Origin of the sequence: Sphaerisporangium melleum, from assembly GCF_014646695.1 — a bacterium.
Taxonomy (GTDB): Bacteria; Actinomycetota; Actinomycetes; order Streptosporangiales; family Streptosporangiaceae; genus Sphaerisporangium; species Sphaerisporangium melleum.
The window spans coordinates 102,846-128,846 of the sequence record NZ_BMNT01000016.1; the positions used below are offsets into that span (position 1 = coordinate 102,846).

At 76.1% G+C, this 26,001-nt stretch carries 5 protein-coding genes; 3 read left to right on the plus strand and 2 right to left on the minus strand.

Going from position 1 to position 26,001, the window contains the following annotated elements; genetic code table 11:
• Positions 1-11: 11 nt before the first annotated feature.
• Positions 12-21,848, minus strand: a complete 21,837-nt coding sequence (locus IEY93_RS15980) for a non-ribosomal peptide synthase/polyketide synthase (protein WP_229691175.1) — start codon at positions 21,846-21,848, stop codon at positions 12-14.
• A 199-nt stretch (positions 21,849-22,047) separates the two neighbouring features.
• On the opposite strand from IEY93_RS15980, the gene IEY93_RS15985 reads away from it, so the two are divergent.
• Genes IEY93_RS15985 through IEY93_RS15995 form a run of 3 tightly spaced genes read left to right on the plus strand, consistent with a single transcriptional unit; the run spans position 22,048 to position 24,993 of the window.
• Entirely contained in the window at positions 22,048-23,076 is a 1,029-nt protein-coding gene (locus IEY93_RS15985; protein ID WP_189163848.1) for a FecCD family ABC transporter permease, read from the plus strand.
• Positions 23,077-23,078: 2 nt separating this feature from the next.
• Positions 23,079-24,164 (plus strand): FecCD family ABC transporter permease, encoded by a 1,086-nt coding sequence (locus IEY93_RS15990; protein WP_229691176.1) that lies wholly within the window; start codon positions 23,079-23,081, stop codon positions 24,162-24,164.
• A gap of 4 nt (positions 24,165-24,168) precedes the next feature.
• On the plus strand, positions 24,169-24,993 hold the full coding sequence (locus IEY93_RS15995; protein WP_189163850.1) for an ABC transporter ATP-binding protein: 825 nt from the start codon (positions 24,169-24,171) through the stop codon (positions 24,991-24,993).
• A 9-nt stretch (positions 24,994-25,002) separates the two neighbouring features.
• Here IEY93_RS15995 and IEY93_RS16000 read toward each other — a convergent pair whose 3' ends face one another.
• On the minus strand, positions 25,003-25,950 hold the full coding sequence (locus IEY93_RS16000) for a methionyl-tRNA formyltransferase (protein ID WP_189163851.1): 948 nt from the start codon (positions 25,948-25,950) through the stop codon (positions 25,003-25,005).
• Between the last annotated feature and the right edge of the window lie 51 nt (positions 25,951-26,001).

A 26,001-nucleotide genomic window follows, 5' to 3' on the forward strand; every position in this document is an offset into this window, starting at 1 on the left:
GGGACAGGGGGTCAGCGGCCCGGCGCCTCGGCGCGGGCGGTCAGGGCCGCCAGCATGCGGAACCAGGTGGCGGCGAGGTCACCGACCTCCTCCTCGGAGAGCACCTCGGAGGCGTAGGACCAGTGCGCGACCAGCTCGGGACCGCCGGGATGGTCCTCGGTCAGGGCGTTCACGGTGAGCGCGTGCGACAGGGGCATGCCCGGATCGGCGTCCAGGTCGGCGGCGTCGTCCTCCGGCGCGTACGACCAGTCGGCCGCCTCGGGCCGGGCGAAACGTCCCATGTAGTTGAACTCGATCGCCGGCTCGCCGAGCCGGGCCAGCTCCGGGCCGGTCACCGGGTTAAGGTGACGCAGCAGCCCGTGGCCGATGCCCGCCGCCGGCAGCGAGGCCAGGTGCCGCCGGATCCGGCGCACCGCCTCGTCGAGCGCCGGTCCGCCGGCGATCGCGTCGTCCAGGTCCACCGGGCCGGGGTCGAGGCGGACCGGGACGACGCTGGTGAACCAGCCGACCGTGCGCGACAGGTCCGCGCCGCCCGCGAGCTCCTCCTCGCGGCCGTGGCCCTCCAGATCCACCAGGACCGCGCCGCCGCCCGCCCCGCCCGTGCGGCGGCGCCGATCGGCGACGGCCAGTGCCAGCGCGGTGAGCAGCACGTCGTTGACGCTCGCGCCGAAGGCCGCGGGCACCCGGCCCAGCAGCGGAGCCGTCCGGTCGGCGGGCAGGGTCAGGGACACATGCCGGGTGGTGGCCACCACGTCCCGGGCGGGGTCGAGCGGCGGGGCCACCCGGACCGCCTGGTCACCGGCGAGAATCGCGGTCCACCGGGGCAGTTCGTCCTCGCGGGCGGGGTCCTTGGCCCGCTCCCCCAGCAGATGCGACCAGCGGCGGAACGACAGGCCGACCGGGGCGAGCGCGGCGGGGCGGCCCGCGGCGACCTGTCGCCAGGCGGCGGCCAGGTCCGGCAGGAGGATCCGCCAGGACACTCCGTCCACGACCAGGTGGTGGACCATCAGCAGCAGCCTGCCGGGGACGCCGCGCCCGGCGTCGAACCAGACCGCCGCCACCATGGCCCCGGCCTCGGGGTCGAGCCGGGAGCGGGCCGCGTGGGCGTGCTCGGCGATCGCCGCGCGCAGCGCCTCCTCGCCGGCCCCCGCCGTGTCGACCCGCGTGAGCCAGGACGCCACGTCGGCCGTGCCGGGCGGGGGCACCTGCAGCGACCAGCGCTCGTCCGCGCCGTCGCCGCCGGTCCGGGTCAGGCGGGCGCGGAGCATGTCGTGCCGGTCCGCGACGGCCTGGAGCACCGGCACCAGCCCGCGCGCGTCCAGGCCGGCGGGGGTGCGCAGCAGCGCCGCCTGGTGGTAGCCCCGGATGGGGCCGCCGCGCTCCAGCGTCGCGTGCATGATCGGGGTCAGTGGCACCTCGCCCGTGCCGTCGTCGTGCGCGGGGCCCGCGGTGTCCGGGCCGGCTGCGGTGGCGGCGGCCGCCAGCGCCGCGACCGTGCGGTGCCGGAACACCTGGCGGGGGGTGAGGCGCAGGCCCGCCGCGCGGGCCCGGCTCACCAGTTGCATCGCGACGATGCTGTCGCCGCCGAGGGTGAAGAAGTCGTCGTCGGCGCCGGCCTCGGGCACCCCGAGCACGTCGGCGACGATCGCCGCGAGCGCGCGCTCGGTGCCGGTGGCCGGCCGGCGGCCGCCGCGGGTGGCGAAGTCCGGCGCGGGCAGCGCCGCGCGGTCGAGCTTGCCGTTGGACAGCAGGGGCAGCGCGGGGAGGACGACCACCGCCGCGGGCACCATGTGCTCGGGCAGCGAGGCGGCGGCGAACGCGCGCAGCGCGGCCGGGTCGGTGGGCCCGCCTTCCGCGGCGGCGACCGCGTAGGCGACCAGCCGCCTGACCCGCGGGCGGTCCTCGCGGGCGACGACCACGACCTGGGCGACGGACGGGTGCCGTTCAAGCATGGCCTCGACCTCACCGGGCTCGATGCGGAAACCGCGGATCTTCACCTGGTCGTCGGCCCGTCCCGCGTACTCGAGCCGGCCGTCGGCGGTCCAGCGGGCCAGGTCCCCCGTGCGGTACATGCGCGCTCCGGCCTGGCCGGACAGGTCGCCGAACGGGTCGGCGACGAACCGCTCGGCGGTCAGGCCCGGGCGGCCGAGGTACCCGCGGGCCAGCCCCGCCCCGGCGAGGTAGAGCTCACCGGTGACGCCGGGCGGGACGGGCCGCAGCGCCGCGTCCAGCACGTAGGCCCTGGTGCCGGCGACCGGGCGGCCCACCAGCGGGGACGCGCTGTCCTTGACCCGTGCGACGAGGGCGTCCACGGTGGCCTCGGTCGGGCCGTAGAGGTTGACCGCCTCGGTGGCGGGCAGGCCGGCCAGCTCGCGCCAGAGCGACTCCGGCACCGCCTCGCCGCCGACGCCGACGAGGGCGAGCGGGCACCGCCCGCCCTCGAACAGTCCGGCGTCGGCCATCTGCGCGAGGAACGACGGGGTGACCTCGATGAAGTCCAGGCTCTGCTCGCGGACGGCGGCCACGGCCCGCTCCGGGTCGCGGCGGGTCTCCTCGTCCATGATGTGCACCGCGTGCCCGTCCAGCAGCCACAGCTGGGGCTGCCACGAGGCGTCGAAGGAGAACGACCAGGCGTGGCCGACGCGCAGGTGGCGGCGCCCGGTGGCCAGCTTGACCGGGTCGTGCAGCGCCCGCCGGTGGCTGTGGAAGAGGTTGACGACGCTGTCGTGGCAGACCACCACGCCCTTGGGCCGGCCGGTGGAGCCGGAGGTGTGAATGACGTACGCCGGGTGGCGCGGGCCGGGCCCGGTGCCGAGGTCGTGCCCGGGCAGCGCGGCGAGGCGGCCGGCGGTCTCCGGGGCGTCGAGCGCGATGAGCGGGACCCCGGCGTCCGGGAGGCCCGCGGCGAGCTTCTCGGTGGTCAGGACGAGGATGGGCCGGGCGTCGCCGAGCATGCCGAGCACCCGCTCGGCGGGCAGGCCGGCGTCCACCGGCAGATAGGCGGCGCCGGACTTCAGCACGGCGAGGACGGCCAGGATGAAGTCCGCCGAGCGCGGCAGCGCGAGCGCGACGATCCGCTCGGGGGCGGCGCCGTGCCCGGCGAGGAGCCGGGCGAGCCGGTTGGCCCGCTCGTTCAGCTCACCGAACGTCCAGGTGACCGTCCCGCACACCACGGCGACGGCGTCGGGGGTGGCGGCGGCCTGCGCCTCGAACAGGCCGCAGATGGTGCCGGGGACGGGGACCGGGGCGCCGCTTGCCGCCGCCGCCGGCTCGGCCGCGCGGCCGGCGCCGGTGTCGTTCCAGGTGCGCAGGATGGTGTGCCGTTCGGCGCGGGTGAGAATGTCGATCCGCCCGACGGGCCGCTCCGGGGCGGCCGTCATCGCCTCGAAGATCCGTACCATCGACGCCGCCATCCGCTCGGCGGTGGCGCGGTCGAACAGGTCGGGACGGTACTCGGCGGTCAGGGCGAGGCGGTCCCCCGGCTCGGCCGCCCAGGCGAACGGGTAGTGCGTGGAGTCCCGGTGCTCCAGCAGGGCGGCGCGCGGGCCGCCAGGGCCGAACGCCGGTCCGTCGCCGCCGGGGTAGGACTCGAAGACCAGCAGCGTGTCGAACAGCTCCGCGAGCCCGGCCCGTCGCTGGATGCCGGCGAGACCGGCGTGCTGGTGGGCGATGAGCCGCGACTGCTCCTGCTGGAGGCGGCGCAGGAACGCCGACACGCTCTCGCGGTCGCGGACCCGGACGCGGACCGGCACGGTGTTGATGAACAGGCCGATCATGGATTCCACGCCGTCCAGCTCCGGGGGCCGGCCGGAGACGGTCGCCCCGAAGACCACGTCGTCGCGGCCGGTGAGCCGGGACAGCAGGATGCCCCAGGCCCCCTGTACCAGGGTGTTGACGGTCAGCCCGCGGGAACGGGCGAGGGCCGCCAGGGCCCCGGTCAGCTCCGGGGTGAGCAGGGTGGTGTGCGTCTCGGGCACGACCGCGGCGCGGCCGGGGCCGGCGGGAGCCAGCCGGGTGGGCTCGGTCAGGCCGTCCAGCGCCCGCGCCCAGGCGTCGGCGGAGGCATCGGCGTCCTGCCGTGCCAGCCAGGAGAGGTACTCCCGGTAGGGCACGACGGGCGACGGTGCGGAGCCGTCCGCACCGCCCGCGTACAGCTCGCCGAGCTCGCGTACGAGCCGGGGGACCGACCAGCCGTCCAGCAGCAGGTGCTGGTGGGACAGGGTCAGCCGGTGGCGGCCCGGCCCGAGGCGGGCCAGCAGCATCCGCAGCAGCGGCGGCTCGGCCGGGTCGAAGCGGCGCCGTTCCTGGCCGAGCAGGACGGTCCACCGTTCCTGCCGGGCCGGCTCGCCGAGTTCCGATAGGTCCACCGCACGCCACGGCAGGGCGGCCGTGCGGGGCACGACGGCCACCGGGCGGCCGGAGGACAGGTGCCGGAAGCCGGCGCGGAGGTTGTCGTGCCGGTCGAGCAGCGCCTGCCCGGCCGCGCGCAGCCGGGCGGCGTCCAGCGGGCCGTCGATCTCGTAGGACACCTGGACGGTGTAGACGTCCGGCCCGTCGTCGCCCTGGTCCAGCGCCGCGTGGAACAGCAGGCCGGTCTGCAGCGGCGTGAGCGGCCAGACATCGGCGGCGCCGGGCAGCTCGGCGCGCTCGGCCTCGGTGAGGGTGAGCAGCGCCGTGGCCGGCGGGATGTCCTGCTCGGCGCCGGCCGTGCCCGCGACGGCGGCCAGCGCCGCCACGGTCTTGTGCCGGAAGACGTCGCGCGGGCTGATCACCAGCCCGGCCGCCCGCGCCCGGGCGACCAGTTGCATGGCGACGATGCTGTCGCCGCCGAGGGTGAAGAAGTCGTCTCCGGCGCCGACCCGGGGCAGGCCGAGCACGCCGGCGAACAGCGCGCAGAGCAGTTCCTCGCGCGGGCCCGCCGGGAGCGTGCCGGTCGTCTCGGCCGCGAAGTCGAACGCCGGCAGGGCTGCTCGGTCCAGCTTGCCGTTGGGAGTGAGCGGGAGCGCGTCCAGTACGGCGAATCCGGCGGGGACCATGTACTCGGGGAGCGCGGCCGCGGCGTGCTCGCGCAGCTCGGCGGCGCTCGGCCGGGCCGCGCCGGGCGCCGGGGCGAGGTAGGCGATGAGACGCCCGTCCCGCATGGTGACCACGGCGTGCGACACCGCCTCGTGGCGGGCCAGGACCGCCTCGATCTCGCCCGGCTCGACGCGGAACCCCCTGATTTTGACCTGGTCGTCGGCCCGGCCGAGGAACTCCAGCACCCCGTCGCGCCTCCAGCGCGCCAGATCACCCGTGCGGTACATGCGGGTGCCGGGCGGCCCGCAGGGGTCGGCGACGAAACGCTCGCCGGTCAGTGCGGGGCGGCCGAGGTAGCCGCGGGCGAGCTGGATCCCGGCCAGGTACAGCTCGCCGGGCACGCCGGGCGGCACCGGGCGCAGCGCGGCGTCCAGCACGTGGACCCGCGTGTTCCACACCGGCCGGCCGATCGGCACGACCTTGGCCCCGGCGGGGACCCGGGCGGCCGTCACGTCGACGGAGGCCTCGGTGGGCCCGTACAGGTTGTGCAGCTCCGCGGGCAGCACCGCGTGGAATCGGGCGGCGAGTTCGGCGGGCAGCGCCTCGCCGCTGCACAGCACCCGGCGCAGCCCGGTGCACCGGGCCGCCCGCGGCTCGTCCAGGAACGCGCGCAGCATCGACGGCACGAAGTGCGCCGTGGTGACCACCTCGTCGTGCATCAGCCGGGCGAGGTAGGCCGGGTCCTTGTGACCTTCCGGTTCGGCCACCACCAGCGCCGCGCCGGTGATCAGCGGCCAGAAGAACTCCCACACCGACACGTCGAAGCCGGCGGGCGTCTTCTGCAGCACGCGGTCGGCCGGGGTCAGGCCGTACTCGTCCTGCATCCACAGCAGGCGGTTGACGATGCCCTCGTGCGGCACCACCACGCCCTTGGGGCGGCCGGTGGAGCCGGAGGTGTAGATCACGTACGCCGGGTGCCGGGGGTCGTGGCTCGCCGGCAACTCGCCGGCGGGGCCGTCCGGCAGCCCGCCCCGCAGCACGTGGACGGCGCCGGCCTCCTCGATCATGAAGTCGGCCCGCTCGCGCGGCAGCCCGGGGTCCAGCGGCAGGTACGCCGCGCCCGCGCGGTGCACCGCCAGCAGGGCGATGACCAGGTCGGCCGAGCGGGGCAGCGCGACCGCCACCACGCGCTCGGGCCCGGCTCCGAGGCCGGCGAGCACCCGTGCCGTCCGCTCGACCCGGGCGTCCAGCTCGGCGTAGGTGAGGCGCTCGCCGCCGCAGACCAGGGCGAGCGCGCCGGGGGTCCGCGCCGCCTGGGCGCGGAAGAGCTCGGGCAGGGTGACGTGCGGCACCGGGCGCGCGGTGTCGTTCCACTCCCGGGCGACCAGCCGCCGCTCCGGCTCGTCCATGATCTCCAGCTCGCCCACCCGCACGCCGGGGTCGGCGGCGACCTGCTCCAGCAGCCGCACGAGCCGCCGCGCCATCGCCTCGGCCGTCTCCCGGTCGAACAGGTCGGCGCTGTACTCGATCCAGCCGTCGATGCCCTCGCCGTCGCCCCGCTCGACGAAGTCGAAGCCGAGGTCGAACTTCGCGGTCCGCTGACCGAGCTCCTCCCGGCGGGCGTCGAGCCCCGGGAAGGCGGGAGCGGCGCCCTGGCCGGGCAGGTAGACGACCATGACCTGGAACAACGGGTGCCGGGCCAGTGAGCGCGGCGGGTTGAGCGCCTCGACCAGCCGTTCGAACGGCAGGTCCTGGTGCTCGAAGGCGGCCAGGTCGGTGTCGCGCACCCGGGCGAGCAGTTCGGCGAAGGTCGGCGCGCCGGACAGGTCGGTGCGCAGCACGAGGGTGTTGACGAAGAACCCGACCAGGTCGGTGAGGCTCTCCTCGGTCCGCCCGGAGATCGGCGCGCCGAGGGGGATGTCCTCCCCCGCGCCGAGGCGGTGCAGCAGCGCGGCGACGGCGGCCTGGGCCAGCATGAACATGCTGACGCCGTGGTCGCGGGCGACTCCGCGCAGCCGGCGTTCGAGATCGGCCGGCAGCGACCAGCCGGCCGCCCCGCCGCGATGGCCGCTCTCCACAGGGCGCGGCCGGTCGGCGGGCAGCGCCGGCTCCTCGGGCAGCCCGGCCAGCGCGTCACGCCAGAAGGCGAGCTGCCGCTCCTCCAGGCCATCGGGGTCGCCGGGGTCGCCGAGCACGCGGCGATGCCAGAGGGCGTAGTCGGCGTACTGCACGGGAAGCGGGGCCCACCGCGGCGCCCCGCCCTCGCGCCGGGCGCGGTAGGCGTCGGACAGGTCGCGCCACAGCGGCACGTCTGACCACTCGTCGGCGGCGATGTGGTGCACGACGAGCAGCAGGACGTGCTCGCGCGGCGCCACCTGGAAGACCCAGGCGCGCAGGGGCGGCTCGCGGTCGAGTTCGAAGCCGTGGCCTGCGGCCTCGGCCAGCCGCCCGGCGAGCGCGTCCGGCGCGACCGGTTCGAAGCCGACGACGCAGGGGAGCTCCGCCGGGGCAAGGACATGCTGGTGGGGGTGTCCGTCCCGCTCGGGGAACACCGTGCGCAGGCTCTCGTGCCGGATCATCACGTCCCGCACGGCCTCGCGCAGGGCGTCGCGGTCGAGGTCGCCGGACAGCCGCCAGGCCGAGGGGATGGTGTAGGTGGCGCTCGGGCCCTCCAGCCGGTGCAGCACCCACAGCCGCCGCTGGGCGAACGACAGCGGCAGGAGGTCGGGCCGGGGCGCGGGCACCAGGGGTGGCGTGCTGGCCGGGGCCTCCCGCAGCCGACCGGCGAGCCGGGCGGCGGTGGGCGCCTCGAACACCGCGCGCAGGCCCACCTCGGCGCCGAGCACGGCGCGGATGCGGCCGATCAGCCGCATCGCCAGCAGGGAGTGGCCGCCGAGCGCGAAGAAGTCGTCGTCCACGCCGACCCGTCCGGCGCCGAGCACGGCGGCGAACAGCTCGCACAGGATCTCCTCGCGGGCGTCGCGGGGCCGCCGTGCGGAGGTGGGGACCGCCGTGTCGGGGACGGGCAGCGCGCGGCGGTCCAGCTTGCCGCCGGCCGACTTCGGCAGGGCGGGCAGCTCGGCGAACACCGCGGGGACCATGTGCTCGGGCAGCGTGGCGGCGGCGTGCGCCCGAAGCGTCTCCGGATCGGCGTCCCGGCCGGCGGCGGGCACCACGTAGGCGACCAGGCGCCGCATGCCGGGGGTGTCCTCGCGGACGGTCACGGCGGCCTGCGCGACGCCGGGGTGGGCGTGCAGCACCGCCTCGATCTCGCCGAGCTCGATGCGGAACCCGCGCAGCTTCACCTGGTCGTCGGTGCGGCCGAGGAACGTCAGCGTGCCGTCGGCGCGGCGCCGCACCAGGTCTCCGGTGCGGTACATGCGCTCGCCGGGGGCGCCGAACGGGTCGGCGACGAACCGTCCGGCGGTCAGATCGGGACGGCCGAGGTAGCCCAGGGCCAGGCCCTCCCCCGCCAGGTACAGCTCGCCCGGCACCCCGGCGGGGACCGGCTCCAGCGTCTCGTCCAGCACGTGGGCGCGGGTGTTGGCCAGCGGCGCCGCCCAGGGCCGCGGGCGCTCCGGGCTCGGGCCATGCCAGCCGTAGGCGTCGACGGCGCACTCGGTGGGGCCGTACAGGTCGTGCGCCACGACTGTGGGCAGGGAGCTCAGCCGCTCCCACAGCGGCGCGGGCGTGGCCTCGCCGCCCACCGCGATGACACTGGGAAGGCGGCGGCCGGGGGCGAGGAAACCGTGGTGGATCAGTTCCCGCAGGTAGGTGGGGGTGAGGTCGACGAAGTCGATGCGCTGCTCGTCCAGGTAGGCGAGCAGCGCCGCCGGGTCGGCCATGGTGTCCTCGCCGACGACGTGCAGTTCGTGCCCGGCCAGCAGCCAGAGCATCGGCTCCCATGAGCCGTCGAAACCGAACGACGCCGCGTGTACCGCGCGCAGCGCCTCCCGCCCGGCGGCGGCGCGGACGGCCGGCTCGATGAGGTCCTCGCGGTGCGCGCCGAACAGGTTGGACAGGCCCCGGTGGGTGCCGAGCACCCCCTTGGGCCGGCCGGTGGACCCGGAGGTGTAGATGACGTACGCGACCGCGTCCGCGGGGACGGGCGGCACCGGCGCGGGGGCTCCGGCGGGCCCGGGGGCGTCGAGGAGCACGGCCCCGGCCCGCGCGGCGGCGGGCAGACGGGGCGCGATGGCGGTGGTGGTGAGCACGCAGGCCGGAGCGGCCTCGCCGAGCAGGTGGGCGAGCCGCTCCGCCGGGTGGCCGGGGTCGAGCGGCAGGTAGGCGGCGCCGGCGCCCAGCACGCCGAGGATGGCCGGGACCATCTCGGCCCGCGGGAGGGCCAGCCCTACAACGCTCCCCGCCCGCACGCCGCGGCCGGCCAGCAACCGGGCGACCCGGCCGGCCTCGGCGGACAGGCCGGCGAAGGTGAGCCTGCGCCCGCCGGTGACCAGGGCGACCCGGCCGGGATGGGCGCGGGCCGTGTCGGCGAAGATCTCCGGGACCGTGCGCGGCTCCACCGGCCGGGCGGTGTCGTTCCAGGCGCCCAGCGACGCCCGGCGTTCCTCGCCGGTCAGCACCGGCAGCCGGCCGACCGGGCGGTGCGGGTCGGCGGCCAGCAGGCCGAGCAGCGCGACCAGGCGGCCCGCCATGGCGTGGGCCGTCGCCGCGTCGGCGCGGTCCTTGGCGTACTCCAGCAGCAGGATGACGCGGTCCTCGCCCGCGTGGTCGGCGAAGGTGAAGTCCAGGTCGAACTTCGCGGTCTCGGCGCGGACCGGCCACCACTCGGTGGGCAGGTCCAGCACCCGCGGGTCGCCGTCGGGGCGGTAGTGGTAGCCCAGCATCACCTGGAACAGCGGGTTGCGCCCCGCCACGCGCGGCGGGTTGAGCGCCTCGACCACCTGCTCGAACGGCAGGTCCTGGTGCTCGAACGCGGCCAGGTCGGCGTCCTTGACCCGGGCCAGCAGCTCGGTGAACGACGGGTCGCCGGACAGGTCGGCGCGCAGCACGAGGGTGTTGACGAAGAAGCCGACGAGGTCGTCCAGCGCGCCGTCGGTCCGCCCGGCGATCGGGGCGCCGAGCGGGATGTCGGTGCCCGCGCCCATCCGGTGCAGCAGGGTGGCCACCGCGGCCTGGAACAGCATGAACATGCTGGTGCCGGTCTCGGCGGCCAGGGCGCGCAGCGCGCGGACGGTGGCGGTGGGGAGCTCGGCGCGCACCTGGCCGGCCCGCCCGTCCGGTTCGGCCGGGCGGGGCCGGTCGAGCGGCAGGGGGATTTCCTCCGGCAGCCCGGCCAGGGTCTGCTTCCAGAAGGCGAGCTGCCGTGCCGCCCGGCCGCCGGGGCCGGCGGGGTCGCCGAGCAGCCGCCGCTGCCAGAGCGTGTAGTCGGCGTACTGCGCGGGCAGCGGCGCCCACCCGGGCTCCCGGCCCTGCGTGCGGGCCCGGTAGGCGGCGGCCAGGTCGGTGAGGAACGGCCGGTCGGACCACTCGTCGGTGGCGATGTGGTGCAGCACGATCGCCACCACGTGGTCGCCGGGGCCGGCGCGCAGCACCTCGGCGCGGATCGGGATCTCGGCGCGAAGGTCGAACGGCCGGGCCACCACGGCGCGGATCCGCTCCTCCAGCAGGTCCGGCGGGCAGTCGTGGACGTCGTAGAACCGCCCGATCTCGCACGGATCGAGGATGTGCTGGTACGGCCCGGCGTCCCGGTCCGAGGCCGCCGCCCCGGGCGCGGAGGTCTCGTCCGTGGCCTCCGGGAACACCGTGCGCAGCGCCTCGTGACGCTCCACCACGTCGCGCAGGGCGCGGCCCAGCGCGCCGGTGTCCAGCGCGCCGCGCAGGCGGACGACCAGCGGGAAGTGGTAGGCGTCGCCGCCGCTGAGCCGTCCGGCCAGCAGCAGCCGCCGCTGGGCCGGGGACGCCGGGACGCGCGGCGGCCTCGCGGGCGGCGGCGCGAGGGACGGGCGGGCCGGGCGGGCGGCGCTCGCGCGCTCGGCCAGCTGGGCGGGGGCGGGCGCCTCGAACAGGTCGCGGATGGCCAGTTCGGCGCCGAGCTCGGCGCGGGCCCGGCTGATGAGGCGGGTGGCGAGCAGCGAGTGGCCGCCGAGCTGGAAGAAGTCGTCCTCGGCGCCCACCTCCGGCACGGCGAGCACCTCGGCGAACAGGCGGCAGAGCACCTCCTCCTGCGGGGTGCCCGGTGCCCGTCCCCCGGCGAGCGGCACCGCCGGTTCGGGGTCGGGCAGCGCGCGCGTGTCGAGCTTGCCGTTGTCGTTGACGGGCAACCGGTCGAGGGTGACGAACGCGGCCGGGACCAGGTAGTCGGGCAGCCGCCGGCGCAGGTCCTCGCGCAGGCGGGCGGCCAGGCCACCGGTGCGGGCCGCGTCGGCCGGGGTGTTGGCGTAGGGCGGCTCGCCGCCGGCCGGCACGTAGAGTCCCTCGGTGCGGCGGAACTCTCCCCGTACGAAGACGGCGTCGTAGGCGCCGGGCTCGCGGGACCAGGTGGTCAGGACGCGGTAGCCTTCGCCCGCGCCGAGCGCGTGCAGGTCCTCGGGTTCGATTCCGCCGGTGACCGGGGCGCCGTGCTCGCTGCCGAGGCGGGCGTCGGGCACTCCCGCCACCCGCAGCCGCCGCACGCCCGGCTCCCGCAGGCGGCGCGTGAGAGCGCCGGCCCAGTCCGCGGCCGTCGGCTCGCCGGACGTGGCGGTCACCTCCGTCCAGGGCAGCACGGGCGCGTCGCCGAGGCGCACGTCGGGCTCGCCGTCGTACAGGACGACGTCGTAGCGGTAGCGGGTCAGCTCGTCGTGGTGGCGCCCGCGCTTGGTGCGCAGGTCGACGCCGAGTCCCAGAGTGGTGAAGTAGTCGGGGTGGACCAGCAGTTCCTTCTCCAGCGCGACGCCGCGTTCGACGGCCGCGCGCAGGCCGTCCTCGCCGCCGGCCGTGCCGTCGCGCCCGGCGCGGGCCAGGTGCACCCCGGTGTGGAAGGCGCGGGCGAGCCGCAGGTCGCGCACGTCGCCGATGAACAGCGAGCCGCCCGGGGCCAGCAGTTTTATGGCGCCGCGGATCACCGTGGTCAGGTGGCCGAGGTCCGGCAGGTACTGGACGACGGAGTTGACGACGATGGTGTCGAAGTGGCCGGCGGGCAGGCCGTCGGTCACGTGCGCGGCCTGGCAGCGCAGCTCCACCTTGGCCGCCAGCTCGGGGGCGCGGCGCAGGTCCTCGGCCAGCTTGCGGATGACGGGGGCGGCGAAGTCGGTCGCCCAGTACGCCTCGGCGTCCGGCGCCAGGCGGGACAGCAGCAGCCCCGAGCCGACGCCGATCTCCAGGATGCGGCGCGGGCGCAGCTCACGGATGCGTTCGACGGTCCGCTCGCGCCATTCGCGCATGTGGCCGAGCGGGATCGGCGCGCCGTCGTAGCTGCTGTCCCATCCGGCGAAGTCCTCGGTGAACAGGGCGGTGCCGATGCGCTCGTACTCGTCGGAGTAGACGGTGCGCCACTCGCCGATCCACGCGCGTTCGGCGGCCTCCCGCAGCTCGCCGGCCGGCTCGGCGGGCACGACGTAGGCGACCAGGCGCCGCGTACCCGGAGCCGAGGGGTCCTCGCGGGCGACGACGGCGGCCTGGGCGACCTCCGGGTGCCGCGTGAGGGCGGTCTCGACCTCGCCGGGCTCGACCCGGTGGCCGCGGATCTTCACCTGGTCGTCGGTGCGGCCGAGGAAGTCGATGTCACCGCCGGGGCGGCGGCGCACCAGGTCGCCGGTGCGGTACATGCGCTCGCCGGGGTCTCCGTAGGGGTCGGCGACGAAGCGTTCGGCGGTGAGCGCGGGCCGGTCGAGGTAGCCGCGGGCCAGGCCGATACCGGCGATGTATAGCTCGCCGGGGACGCCGGGGGGCACCGGGCGCAGCCAGGCGTCCAGGATGTGGGCGCGGGTGCCGCGGATGGGCCGCCCGACGGTGGGGGTCGGGCTGTCGCCGGTGCCCGCGCCGAGCGTGTTGATCGTGTACTCGGTGGGGCCGTAGAGGTTGTAGCCGTAGGTGCCCTCGGTGTCGCGGAGCCGGTCCCACACCGCCTCCGGCACCGCCTCGCCGCCGAGCAGCACCAGCGGCGGACGGTGCCCGTCGAGCAGTCCCTGCTCGATCAGCAGGTGCGCGTAGGTCGGCGTGACGTTGACGACGTCCACCCGGTGGGCCTGGCAGTAGGCGACCAGGGCCTCGGCGTCCCGCCTGAGCTCCTCGTCGCAGATGTGCACCTCGTGCCCCTCGACCAGCCAGAGCAGCTCCTCCCACGACATGTCGAAGGCGAACGACACGGTGTGCGCGACGCGCAGCCGGCGGCCTCCGGCGGCGGCGACGGCCGGCGCGAAGATCTCCCGCCGGTGGTTGAGCTGCATGTTCGTCAGCCCCCGGTAGGGGGTGACGACGCCCTTGGGACGCCCGGTGGAGCCGGAGGTGTAGATGACGTACGCCGGGTGCTCCAGGCTGAAGCGGGGGCGGTCGGCCTCGGTGACCGGCCCGCCGGGCAGCCCCGCGAGCTCCCCGGTCACCGCCGGGTCATCGAGCAGGACGCGAGGGACGGCCGCGGCCGTCAGGCGCCGGGCGACGGAGCGGGTGGTCAGCAGCAGGGCCGGCCGGGCGTCGTCCAGCGTCGCCGCGAGCCGGTCGTCGGGGTGGTCGAGCTCCAGCGGCAGGTAGGCCGCGCCGGTGCGCAGGACCGCGAACAGGGCGACCACGGTGTCGATGGAGCGGGGCAGGGCCAGCGCGATGATCTTCTCGGGCGCCGCGCCCCGCGCGAGCAGCAGCCGCGCCATGCGGTCTATCCGGGCGGACAGCTCGGCGTAGGTGACGCTCAGCTCGCCGAAGACCAGCGCCGTCGCCTCCGGGGTGCGGGCGGCCTGGCCGGCGAGCAGGTCGGCGATGGTCTGCGTGGGCACGGGCGCGCGGCCGGCGGCGTGTCCCCGCTCCAGCTCGGCACGTTCGGCGGGCAGCGTGTGGCCGACGCGCCCGGCCGGGGCGTCCAGGTCGTCCACCAGGTGCTCCACCAGCAGGGTGAAGCGGTCCAGCAGCGCCTGGGCGCGGGGGCGGGCGACGAGGTCGGGCCGGTGGGCGAGGGTGACCCGGATGCGCCTGCCCGGGGTGACGACGAGGTTGACGGGGTAGTGCGTGGCGTCCACGTTCGCCACGGCGGTGACCCCGTACCGGCCGGACAGCTCCGCGAGCCGCTCCTCGGTGTCGCCGTCGCGCAGCACGAACAGGGTGTCGAACAGCCGCCGGTGCCCGGTCTCGGCCTGCAGCACGCCGAGACCGAGGTACTCGTGCGGCATGAGGGCCACCCGCTCATCCTGGACGCGCCGCAGCAGGCCGGCCACCCGTTCGGCGGGGTCGAAGGCGATGCGCGCCGGGACGGTGTTGAGGAACATCCCGATGATGTTCTCGACGTCGGGCACCTCACTGGGACGGCCGGCGACCGTCGTGCCGAACACGACGTCGGCGCGGCCGGTCTCGGCGGCCAGCACCAGGCCCCAGGCGGTGGTGAGCACGGTGTTGAGGGTCAGTCCCCGGCGGCGGGCGGCGTCGCGCACACGCTCGGACAGCTCTTCGGGCAGGACGGCGTCCAGGCTCTCGGGGATGACCGGCCGGCCCTCGCCGGCGGCGGGCGCGAGCAGGGTGGGCTCCTGCAGCCCGGCGAGCGCGGCGCGCCAGGCGCGGGTGGACGCCTTGGTGTCCTGCGCCGCCAGCCAGGTCAGGTAGTCGCGGTAGGAGCCGGGGCGCGGCAGGGCGCGCTCCTCGCCGCCGCTCTGGTACAGGGCGAAGAGCCGGTCGAGGAACAGCCAGGCCGACCAGCCGTCCCACAGCAGCAGGTGCCGGCCGATGACGAGCCGGTCGCCCCGGTCCGCGCCGAGCCTGATCAGCAGCATCCGCAGCAGCGGCGGCCTGGCCAGGTCGAACCCGCGGGTCCGCTCGGCGTCCATGAGCTCGCGCAGCCGCGCGTCCTGCTCGGCGGCCGGAAGGTGCGACAGGTCGGTCTCCTCCAGCGGCACCTCGGAGCCTGGGACGATGAACTGCACCGGACCGGGCAGCCCGTCGCCGGTGAAGCCGGCCCGCAGGTTCGCCGTGCCGGCCAGCAGCACCCCGGCCGCACGGCGCAGGCGTCCGGCGTCCACGCGCGCGGCGAAGTCGAACGACTCGTGCACGGTGTAGACGTCGAGCGCGCCGTCGTCGTAGGTCGAGTGGAAGAACAGCCCTTCCTGGAGCGGCGACAGCGGCCACACCTCCGCCACGTCGCCGCCGGCGACCCGCCGCACCCGCGCGTACTCGGCCTCGGTGAGCTCGAACGCCGGGCCCGGCGCGGCGGCGGAGACGGCCTGGCCGCCGGCCTGCCGCAGCGCCGCGGCCAGGGCGGCGGGGGTGCGGTGCTCGAACACCTCGCGCGGGCTCAGGTCGAGACCCGCCCGGCGGGCCCGGCCCGCGACGGCGATCGAGCTGATGCTGTCGCCGCCGAGCATGAAGAAGTCGTCGTCGACGCCGGCCTCGCCGAGCTTCAGCACGGCCGCGAAGATCTCGGTGAGGACGCGTTCACGCTCGTCGCGCGGAGCCCGCGCGGCGGCGCGCACGGCCTTGGGGGCGGGCAGCGCGTCGCGGTCGAGTTTGCCGCTGGGCGTCAGCGGCAGGGCGGCGAGCTCGACGTACGCCCCGGGCACCATGGCCGCGGGAAGCACGCGCGCCAGGTCGGCGTTCAGCGCGGCGGGGTCCAGGACGCGTTCCCCGCCCCCGGCCGTGTCGGCGCCGTCGCCGCGGGCCGCTGGGACGACGTAGGCGACGAGCGTGGATCCGCGGACGGTCACCGCGGCCTGGGCCACGCCGGGCAGCGCGGTCAGCGCCGCCTCGACCTCGCCGGGTTCGACGCGGTTGCCGCGCAGCTTGACCTGCCGGTCGGTGCGGCCCAGGTACTCGATGACGCCATCGGCACGGCGGCGCACCAGGTCGCCGGTGCGGTACATGCGCTCGCCCGGCGCCCCGAAGGGGTCGGCGACGAACCGCTCGGCGGTCAGCCCGGCCCGGCCGTGGTAGCCCCGGGCGAGTTGCACCCCGGTGAGGTACAGCTCGCCGGGTACGCCGGCCGGCACCGGGCGCAGGCAGGAGTCCAGCACCCGCAGGCCGGTGTTCCACACCGGGCGGCCGATGGGCACGATGGTGCCCTCGGCCGGGCCGCAGGCGTGGTGGGTCACGTCGACGGCAGCCTCGGTCGGCCCGTACAGGTTGTGCAGCGGCACCCCGGTGAGGGCGTGCCAGCGCGCCGCGGCGGCGCCGGGCAGGGCCTCGCCGCTGCTGAAGACGTGCCGCAGCCCGGCCGCCCAGGACGGGTCGGCGGTGACCTCGCCGGCGCCGAGGAACGCCTCCAGCATGGACGGCACGAAGTGCATCGTGGTGACGCGCTGCTCGCGGATGAGTCCGGCCAGGTAGACGGGGTCACGGTGCCCGCCGGGCTCGGCGAGGACCACGGCGGCGCCCTCGCACAGCGCCCAGAAGAACTCCCAGACGCTCACGTCGAAGCTGGACGGCGTCTTCTGCAGCACCCGGTCGCCGGCGCGCAGCCCGTACTCGCCCTGCATCCACGCCAGCCGGTTGACGATCGCCCGGTGGGTCACGACGACCCCCTTGGGCAGGCCGGTGGACCCGGAGGTGTAGATGAGGTAGGCCGGGTCGCCGGGCCCCGCGGGCACGCCCTCCTCATCTCCCGGTCCGGTCGCGCTCTCGCCGTCCGCGGGTCCCAGCAGGACGCGGGCCGGGCCCTGCGCGCGCGGGAGCCGCTCTGCGGCCTCCGCGGTCGTCACCACCATTCCGGCGCCGGAGTCGGCCAGCATGTACGCGATGCGGTCGCGGGGGTAGTCCAGGTCGATCGGCAGGTAGGCCGCGCCCGACTTCAGCACGCCGAGCAGCGCCACCATCAGCTCCGCCGAGCGCGGGACGGCGACCGCGACGACGCGCCCCGGCCCGGCGCCCATCGCCCGCAGGCGGCGGGCGAGCAGCGCGGCGCGGGCGTCCAGCCCCGCGTAGCTCAGGGTCTCGCCCCGGAAGACGACGGCGGTGGCCGCCGGCGTGCGGGCGGCCTGGGCCTCGAAGGCGGCGGCCAGCGTGGTGTCGGCGACCTCCCGCTGCGCGCCCGCGATCTGTGCCTGCGCCGCCTCCTGCTCCGACAGCAGGGATAGGCGGGCGGCGCTGCGGCCGGGGTCGTCGGCCAGCGCCCGCAGGACACGGGTGAGCCGGTCCGCGATCCGCCGCACGGCCGCGCCGTCCAGGCGCTGGGCGTGGTACTTCAGCCGCAGGTCCAGCCGGGGGCCCGGCTTCACGATCAGGGCGAGCGGGTAGTGGACGGCGTCGTGGAACTCCTGGCCGGTGATCTCGACCGTCCCGGACGGGTCGGCCTGGCCCGACTCGGCGGGGTGGTTCTCGAAGACGACGAGGGTGTCGAACAGCTCCCCGCCGCCTGCCCTGCCCGCGATGCGCTGGAGTTCGGCCAGGCCCAGGTGCTGGTGGTCCAGCAGCCGGGTCTGCTCGGCCTGCAGCCGCTCGGCGAGGGCGGCGAGGGTGTCGCCGGGCCGCCAGCGGAAGCGGGTCGGCAGGGTGTTGATGAACAGGCCCACCATGGACTCGATGCCGTCGACCTCCACGGCGCGGCCGGAGACGGTGGTGCCGAAGACGACGTCCTGCCCGCCGGTGAGGCCGCCGAGGAGCAGACCCCAGGCGGTCTGGACGAGCGTGCCGAGGGTCACGCCCTGCTCTCTCGCCCGCGCCGTGAGCCGCGCGGTGAGGGTCTCCGGCAGTTCGGCGCGCACCTGGGCCGGCGCGAGCCGCGCCCGGCCCGCGGGGGCGTCGACCAGGCGGACCGGCTCGCCGAGCCCGTCGAGCGCGGCCCGCCAGGCCGCGCGGGCGGCGTCGCGGTCGGCGCGGGCGAGGTGGCGCAGATACTCCCGATAAGGAGTCACCGGAGGCAGCCCCGCCCCCGTGGCCGGCACGGCGGGCGCCTCCACGGCCTGCGCGGCCGGCACGGCGGGCGCAGCCTGCGTCGCGGGCAGCTCCGCGGCCTGCGCGGCCGGCACGGCGGGCGCCTCCACGGCCTGCGTGGCGGGCGTGGGTGCGGCCTGCGCGGCGGCCATTTCGGACGCCGGTGCGGCCTGCGCGGCGGGGGGCGCGTACAGGGCCAGCAGCTCGCGGTGCAGCACCGGCAGTGACCAGCCGTCCGCCACGATGTGGTGGAACGTCAGCACCAGTTCGGCCCGGCCGGGCTCGAGCCCGACCAGCGCGAACCGCACCAGGGGCGGGCGGGCCAGGTCGAATCCGGCCTCGCGCTCCGCGGCGGCGACGGCGTCCGCGAGCGGCCGCCGCTCCTCGGGGCGCCGCGCCGACAGGTCGACCTCCCGCCAGGGCAGCTCCGGCCTGGCGGCGATGATCTGCACCGGGTTTCCGTCCGGGCGGCGGCGGAAGCAGGCGCGCAGCGGGGCGTGCCGGTCGAGCAGCCGCCGGGCGGCCAGGCGCAGGGCCGCGCCGTCGACCGGCCCGGTCAGCTCGATGACCTGCTGGACCACGTAGGCGTCACCGTCGGCGCCGTCGACCAGCGAGTGGAAGAAGAAGCCCTCCTGGAGCGGGGTGAGCGGCAGTGGCTCCTCGACGTCCACGGGGTGATCCCCTTGGATCTCCGCGAGTTCCTCCGCCGTGAGCCGTACGAGCGGCGTCTCCGCGCCGGTGTCCTCCGTGCCGCCGGGGCCCGCGAGGCCGCAGGTGCGTCCGGCACCGGGCGCCGCCGCGCCGCGGATCGCCGGCCGGTCGTCGGCGGCGCGCTCGCCCGCGACCTGAGCGAGGGCGGCGGCCGTGCGGTGACGGAAGACGTCGCCGGGGGTGAGCCGCAGTCCCGCCTCGCGCGCGCGGACCAGCAGCCGGATGGCCACGATGCTGTCGCCGCCGAAAGCGAAGAAGTCGTCGTCCGCCGACACCTTCGCCAGGCCCAGCACCTCGGCGTACAGCTCGCACAGCACCTGCTCGCGGGCGTCGCGCGGGCTGCGGCCGGAGCTGAGCGCCGAGTAGTCGGGGGCCGGGAGCGCAGAGGCGTCGATCTTGCCGCTCGGGGTGACCGGGATCGCCTCCAGGGGCACGAAGGCGGCCGGGACCATGTGGTCGGGCAGGGCCTGCGCCGCGTGCGCGCGCAGCGTGCGCATCAGCGCGGTGACGTCCCGGAACGGCGCGGGGCGGTTGGCGTGCGGCCGGCCGGGGGACGGCCGGTACAGCTCCGCCAGGGGCGCGTCCCCGGCGGCGAAGACCACGTCCAGGTCGCCGTCACCGGCCTCGCCGTTCCAGGTCACCGCCACCCGGAGGCCGTGCCGGGCGCCGAGCGCGTGCAGTGCCTCGGGGTCGGCGGCCTCCACCGGCGGGGCGGGGTCGCCGGCGCCGTCGATGGCGCGCAGCGCGGCGAGGTCCTCGGTGAGCCGCGCGTTCGGCACCGCGGTGACGCGGAGCCGGGTGACGCCCCGCGCCAGACGCGCCGCGAGGCCCCGCGTCCCGCCGATCTCCGCCCACCCGATCTCCTCTCCGGTCTCGGGCGCGGGGTCGGCCTCCGCGGCGCGGGACCGCTCGCGGAGCACCACGTCGTAGCGGTACCGGGTCAGTTCGTTGTGGTGGACGCCGCGCTTGACCCGGATGTCGGCGGCGAAGCCGGAAAGGCCGGTGAAGAAGCCGGGGTCGAGCAGCAGCTCGCCCTCCCAGCGCACCGAGCGCTCCACCGCGGCGCGCAGGGCCCGCTCGTCCCGCGGGCCGGTGGCGCGCCGGGTCTCGACGGCGGCGCGCAGGCAGCGCAGCAGCCGCAGGTTCCGCACGTCGCCGACGTACACGGCGCCGCCGGGGGCCAGCAGCATGCGGGCCTTGTCCAGCACGTCCCGCAGGTACTCCTCGCTCGGGAAGTACTGGGCGACGGAGTTGACGACCACGGTGTCGAACCGGCCCGCCGGCAGCCCGGCGAGGTCGTGCGCGGCCCGCGCGCGCAGTTCGACCCGGCCGGACAGCCCGGGCACGGCGTCGACCTTGGCGCGCAGCGACCGCACCGCCTCCTCCGAGACGTCGGTGCCCCAGTAGACCTCGCAGCCGGGGGCGAGGCGGGACAGGATGAGCCCGCTGCCCACGCCGATCTCCAGCACCCGGCGCGGCCCCAGTTCGCCGATGGCCGCGACCGTGGCGTCCCGCCATTCCCGCATCTGCTCGACGGGGATGGGCAGGCCGTCGTACATGCTGTTCCAGCCGGCGAAGCCCTCGCCGAGGGCCTCAGAGCCCGCGGCCGAGTAGAGCAGTTCGTGCAGGTCCTTCCACTCCCGCACCCGCCCGGTCTCGTCGCGGCGCGGCCCGGTGGCCAGGGACGGCACCACGTAGGCGGCCAGGCGGCGGTCACCGGGCCGGTCCTCGCGGACGACCACCGTGACCTGGTCCACGGCCGGGTGCGCCCGCAGCACCGACTCGATCTCTCCGGGCTCGACGCGGAAGCCGCGGATCTTCACCTGCGAGTCGGTGCGGCCGAGGAACGCGAGCCGTCCGTCGGCCTGCCGGCGCACCAGGTCGCCGGTGCGGTACAGCCGCTCGCCCGGCGCGCCGAACGGGTCGGCGACGAACCGCTCGGCGGTCAGGTCCGGCCGGCCGAGGTAGCCGCGGGCCAGGCCGGCCCCGCCCAGGTACAGCTCGCCGGGGACGCCCACCGGGACGGGCCGCAGGCGGGAGTCGAGCACGTACGCCCGGGTGCCGGGGTCGGGGACACCGATGGGCACGATCGCGCCGGGCCGGATGCCGGGGTCGCACAGGCCGAGGGTGGAGTTGGTGGTGGCCTCGGTCGGGCCGTAGGCGTTGAACATCATCCGGCCGCGCGCGTACCGGCCGACCAGCTCCGGGGAGACGCGCTCGGTGCCGGCCAGCAGGGTGGCGGCGGGCGGCAGCTCGGCGTCCTTCGGCATGGCGTCGAGCAGCGCCGGAGGCAGGATCATGAAGGTGACGCCGTTGGCGCGGGCGTAGTCGGCGAGCGCCGTGCCGGGCATCCGCAGCTCGGCGGGGACGACCACCAGCCGCCCTCCGGACAGCAGGCCCAGGCACAGGTCCCAGAAGGCCACGTCGAAGCCGGGTGAGGCGAACTGCAGGACCCGGTCGTCCGGTCCGATGCCGAACCGCTCGGTCTGGGTGGCCACGAGCTTGGCCACGCCGGTGTGCGACAGCACCACGCCCTTGGGACGTCCCGTGGAGCCGGAGGTGTAGATGACGTAGGCGGCGTTGAGCACCGACAGAGGGCCCCGGTCGGCCTCGGCGGGGTCGTGGGCCGGGCGTCCGGCCAGTTCGCGCGCGGTCTCCGGCGCGTCGAGGACCAGGGTGTCCAGGCCGTCGCGCGACGGCAGCCCGTCCAGGGTGGCCTCGGTGGTGACCAGGCAGACGGGCGCGGCGTCGGCGAGCATGTGGGCGATGCGGGCGGGCGGGTGGTCGGTGTCCAGTGGCAGGTAGGCCGCGCCGGACTTGAGCACGGCCACCTCGGCGACGATGAGTTCGGCCGATCGGGGCAGGGCGAGGCCGACGACGCGCTCGGGCCCGGCGCCCCGCGCGATGAGCGCGTGGGCGAGCCGGTTGGCGCGCTCGTCCAGCTCGGCGTAGGTGAGCCGGACGTCGCGGAAGACCAGGGCGATGGCGTCCGGGCGGCGGCGTACCTGCTCGGCGAACATCTCGGGCCAGGTGAGCGGCGGCACCCGGTGGGCGGTGTCGTTCCACTCGACGAGGATGCGCCGCCGCTCATCGGCGGTCAGCGTTTCCGTCGCCGTCACTTCCTCCGGAACCGGCACTGGTCACCAAGCCTCTCAGAAAGCGGAAAAAACCGGCACAAACCGCCGTGATCGCCGGACATACTAAGGTAAGGTTTACCTAAGTTGATAGACCTGCGCCAGAGGAAACGACCACAATCTGGGGCAACAATTAAGGTTCGCCTTACCTAACCGTGAAGGACTCGAACGTGGAAGCACTCCGGTGACGCACGGCGCGGGGCGGTCCCGCTTCGCCGCCCTCGCGGGGCTGCTCGCCGTCACCCTCGTCGCGCTGTGCCTGCTGTCCATCGCCCTGGGCGCCCGCAGCCTCCCCCTCGACCAGGTCGTGCGGGCACTGCTCGGGCACCCGCCCGACCGGCTCGTCGAGAACGTGGTCTGGTCGGTCCGCGTCCCGCGCACCGCGCTCGGCCTGACCGCGGGAGCCGCCCTCGGGCTGTCCGGCGCGCTCATGCAGGCGCTGACCCGCAACCCGCTCGCCGACCCCGGACTGCTCGGCGTCAGCGCCGGCGCGGCCTTCGCGATCGTGGTCTCGGTCGCGTTCTTCGGAGTGGGGTCGCTGTACGGCTACATCTGGTTCGCGTTCGCCGGCGCGCTCGTCGCCGGCGTCCTGGCCTACCTGCTCGGCGGGCTCGGCCGTTCGGGCCTCACCCCGGTCAAGCTGGCCCTGTCCGGGGTGGCGGTGAGCGCACTGCTGTTCTCGCTCACCAACGCCGTCGTCCTGACCGACCCGGACGCGCTGAACCGCTACCGCTTCTGGTCGGCCGGCTCGCTCGCCGACCAGGACGCGGCCACCGTGCTGCGCGTGCTGCCGTTCATCGCGCTCGGCACGGTGCTGGCACTGGCCTGCGCGCCCGCGCTCAACAGCCTGGCCCTCGGCGACGACGTGGCCGCCTCGCTGGGGCGGCGGCTCGGGCTGGTCCGCCTCCAGGGCGCCCTCGCCGTCACGCTGCTCACCGGCGCGGCCGTGGCGGTCATCGGCCCGGTCGTCTTCGTCGGGCTCGTGGTGCCGCACATCGCCCGGATCCTCGCGCGGCAGGCCGGGCTCGGCCCCGACCACCGCCTGCTGCTGCCGCTGTCGGCGGTGCTCGCGCCCTGCCTGGTGCTGGCCGCGGACATCATCGGCCGGGTCGCCGCCCGGCCGGCCGAGATCCAGGCCGGCGTCCTCATCGCCTTCATCGGCGGCCCGTTCTTCATCGCCCTGGTCCGCCGGCGCCACCTCGCGGAAGTATGACCATGGCATCCCCCTCCCCCGCCCCTCCGTCCGCCGCGGCCCCGCCCGCCGGGCACCGCACGTTCCGGCTGGCCGTGCCGCCCGTCTCCGGCGTCCTGCGTCCCCGCCTGCTCGCCGTGTGCGCCTTCCTCACCGTCGCCGCCTTCCTGGTCCTGTGCTGGGGCGTGTCGATCGGCGACTACCCGATCGGCCTTCCCTCGGTCGCCGGGGCGCTCGCCGGATACGGGGACCCCGGCACGCTGCTGGTCGTCCGCGGACTGCGGCTGCCGCGCGCCCTGATCGGGGCGCTGGCCGGCGTCGCCTTCGGCGTGTCGGGCGCGGTCTTCCAGACCATGACCCGCAACCCGCTGGCCAGCCCGGACATGATCGGGCTCACCCAGGGCGCCGGCGTGGCCGTCGTCGCGGGCATCGTGCTGGGGTGGGACGCCGGGCCCGGCCCGCAGGCGCTGGGGCTCCTCGGCGCGCTCGCCACCGGCCTGCTCGTCTACGTGCTGGCCTGGCGCCGGGGCACCACCGGTCACCGCCTCGTCCTGGTCGGCATCGGCGTGTCGTGGATCTGCACCAGCGCCACCGACTACCTGGTCGCCAAGGGCGGGCGGTTCCAGGCGCAGGCCGCCCTCGGCTGGCTGGTGGGCAACCTCAACGGCCGCGGCTGGGACCAGGTGGGCCCGCTCGCCCTCGCCATGGCGGTGCTGGTGCCGGTCGCGCTGGCGCTGGGCCGCCTGACGCGCACCCTGCAGCTCGGCGACGACGTGGCCGCCGGTCTCGGCACCCCTGTGCAACGGGTCCGGCTCGCGCTGCTGCTCACCGGGGTCGGGCTGGTCGCGTTCGCCACCGCGGCGGCCGGGCCGATCGTCTTCGCGGCGCTCGCCGCCCCGCAGATCGCGCAGCGGCTCGCCCGCACCGCCTGGCCGCCGCCGGTGGCCTCGGGGCTGACCGGCGCGCTGGTCGTCCTGTCCTCCGATCTCCTGGCACGCGAGCTGCTCCCCAGCACGGAGCTGCCGGTCGGGATCGTCACCGGCGTGCTGGGCGCGCCGGTCCTTCTCTGGTTGCTCATCCGCGCCGACCGCGCCGGCTCAGGAGGCTGAAACCGTGCCGACCACCCACCCTGACCTGCGGGCGAGCGGGCTGCGCCTCGCCTACGACGAACGGCTGATCGTGGACGGCCTGGACGTGGCCGTCCCGCCCGGCCGCGTCACCGCCATCATCGGCGCGAACGCCTGCGGCAAGTCCACCCTGCTGCGGGCCCTCGCGCGGCTGCTCGCGCCGCGCGGCGGGGCCGTCCGGCTCGACGGCCGCGCGCTGCAGTCGATCCCGACCAGGGAACTGGCCCGGCGGCTCGGCATCCTGCCGCAGTCACCGGTCGCACCGGAGGGACTGACCGTCCTGGACCTGGTCAACCGCGGCCGCTCGCCGCACCAGACGTGGTGGCGGCAGTGGTCGAGGGCCGACGAGGAGGCCGTGCACGGCGCGCTGGCCGCCACCGGAATGGCCGGCCTCGCCGACCGCGCGGTGGACGAGCTGTCCGGCGGCCAGCGCCAGCGCGCCTGGATCGCCATGGCCGTCGCCCAGGACACCCCGGTGCTGCTGCTCGACGAGCCGACGACCTACCTGGACCTGGCGCACCAGATCGACGTCCTGGACCTCATCATCGATCTCAACCGGCGGGAGAACCGGACCATCGTGATGGTCCTGCACGACCTCAACCAGGCGTGCCGGTACGCCGACCACGTCATCGCCATGAAGTCCGGCCGCATCGTCGCCGAGGGCGCGCCGGCCGAGGTCATCACCGCCGAGGCCGTGCGGGACATCTTCGGCCTGCGCTGCCAGGTCATGACGGACCCGGTCAGCGGCACCCCGCTGATCGTCCCCATGGGCCGCCACCACAGCCCCGCGGGCGTGGAGGCGGCCCGGTAGGCCGCGTCCTCAGGGCCGGGCGGTGAGGTAGCCGCCCATCACGCGGAAGTAGTCGGTGGCCGCGTGCTCGGCGCCGTCCTCGGTGCGCAACCGCCGGACGACCAGCCCGCGCCGGCGTCCGGTACGCGCGTCCGCGCCGCTGACGACGACCACGCCGTCCCCCTCGCGGATGAAGATCCGCCCGGGGGTGCCGCCGTAGCAGGCCTCGGACACCGCGGCCGACACGATGCCGATGCGCTCGCCCCGGTGGTAGGTGAAGGCGCTGGGATAGGGGTCGGACTGCGCGCGCACCAGCCGCTCCAGGTCCTCGGCCGGCCAGGTCCAGTCGATGCGGCCGTCCTCGATGGAGCGCTTGTGGAAGAAGCGGGCCTTGGATCGATCTTGGGGAACCCACTCGGCGCGGCCCGAGGCGATGAGGCCGAGAGCGTCGCGCACGATGGGGCCGATCAGGGCGACCGTCTTGTGGAACAGGTCGGTCGCGGTGTCGTGCGGCCCCACCGGCACGGCCCGCTGGAGCACGATGTCGCCCGCGTCCAGCTCGGCGTTCATGCGGTGGGCGGTGACACCGACCTGTTCCTCCCCGTTGATGAGGGCCCAGATGAGCGGCGAGAAGCCCGCGTACGCCGGCAGCAGCGAGTCGTGGACGTTCAGCGTGCCGTGCGGCGGGAGGTCGAAGATCGACGGCGGCAGCCAGGTGCGCCAGTTGTTGGCGACGATGATGTCCGGCGCCGCGTCGCGGAGCGCGGCCGCGAGTTCCTCATCGCCCGGACGGGTGCGCAGCAGCACCGGCACGTCGTGCTTGGCGGCCAGGTCGGCGACCGAGTCGTCCCAGATCCTCTCGTACGCGTGGTCGCTCTTGGGGTGGGTGACCACCAGCGCCACCTCGTGCTCGGAGTCCAGCAGCGCCTGCAGCGTGCGATGGCCCCACGTCTGGAAGCCGAACATGACGACCCGCATCGGGCGTTCCTCTCCTTGGTCACGATCTTCGTGCGGTACGGCCGCGGCCGG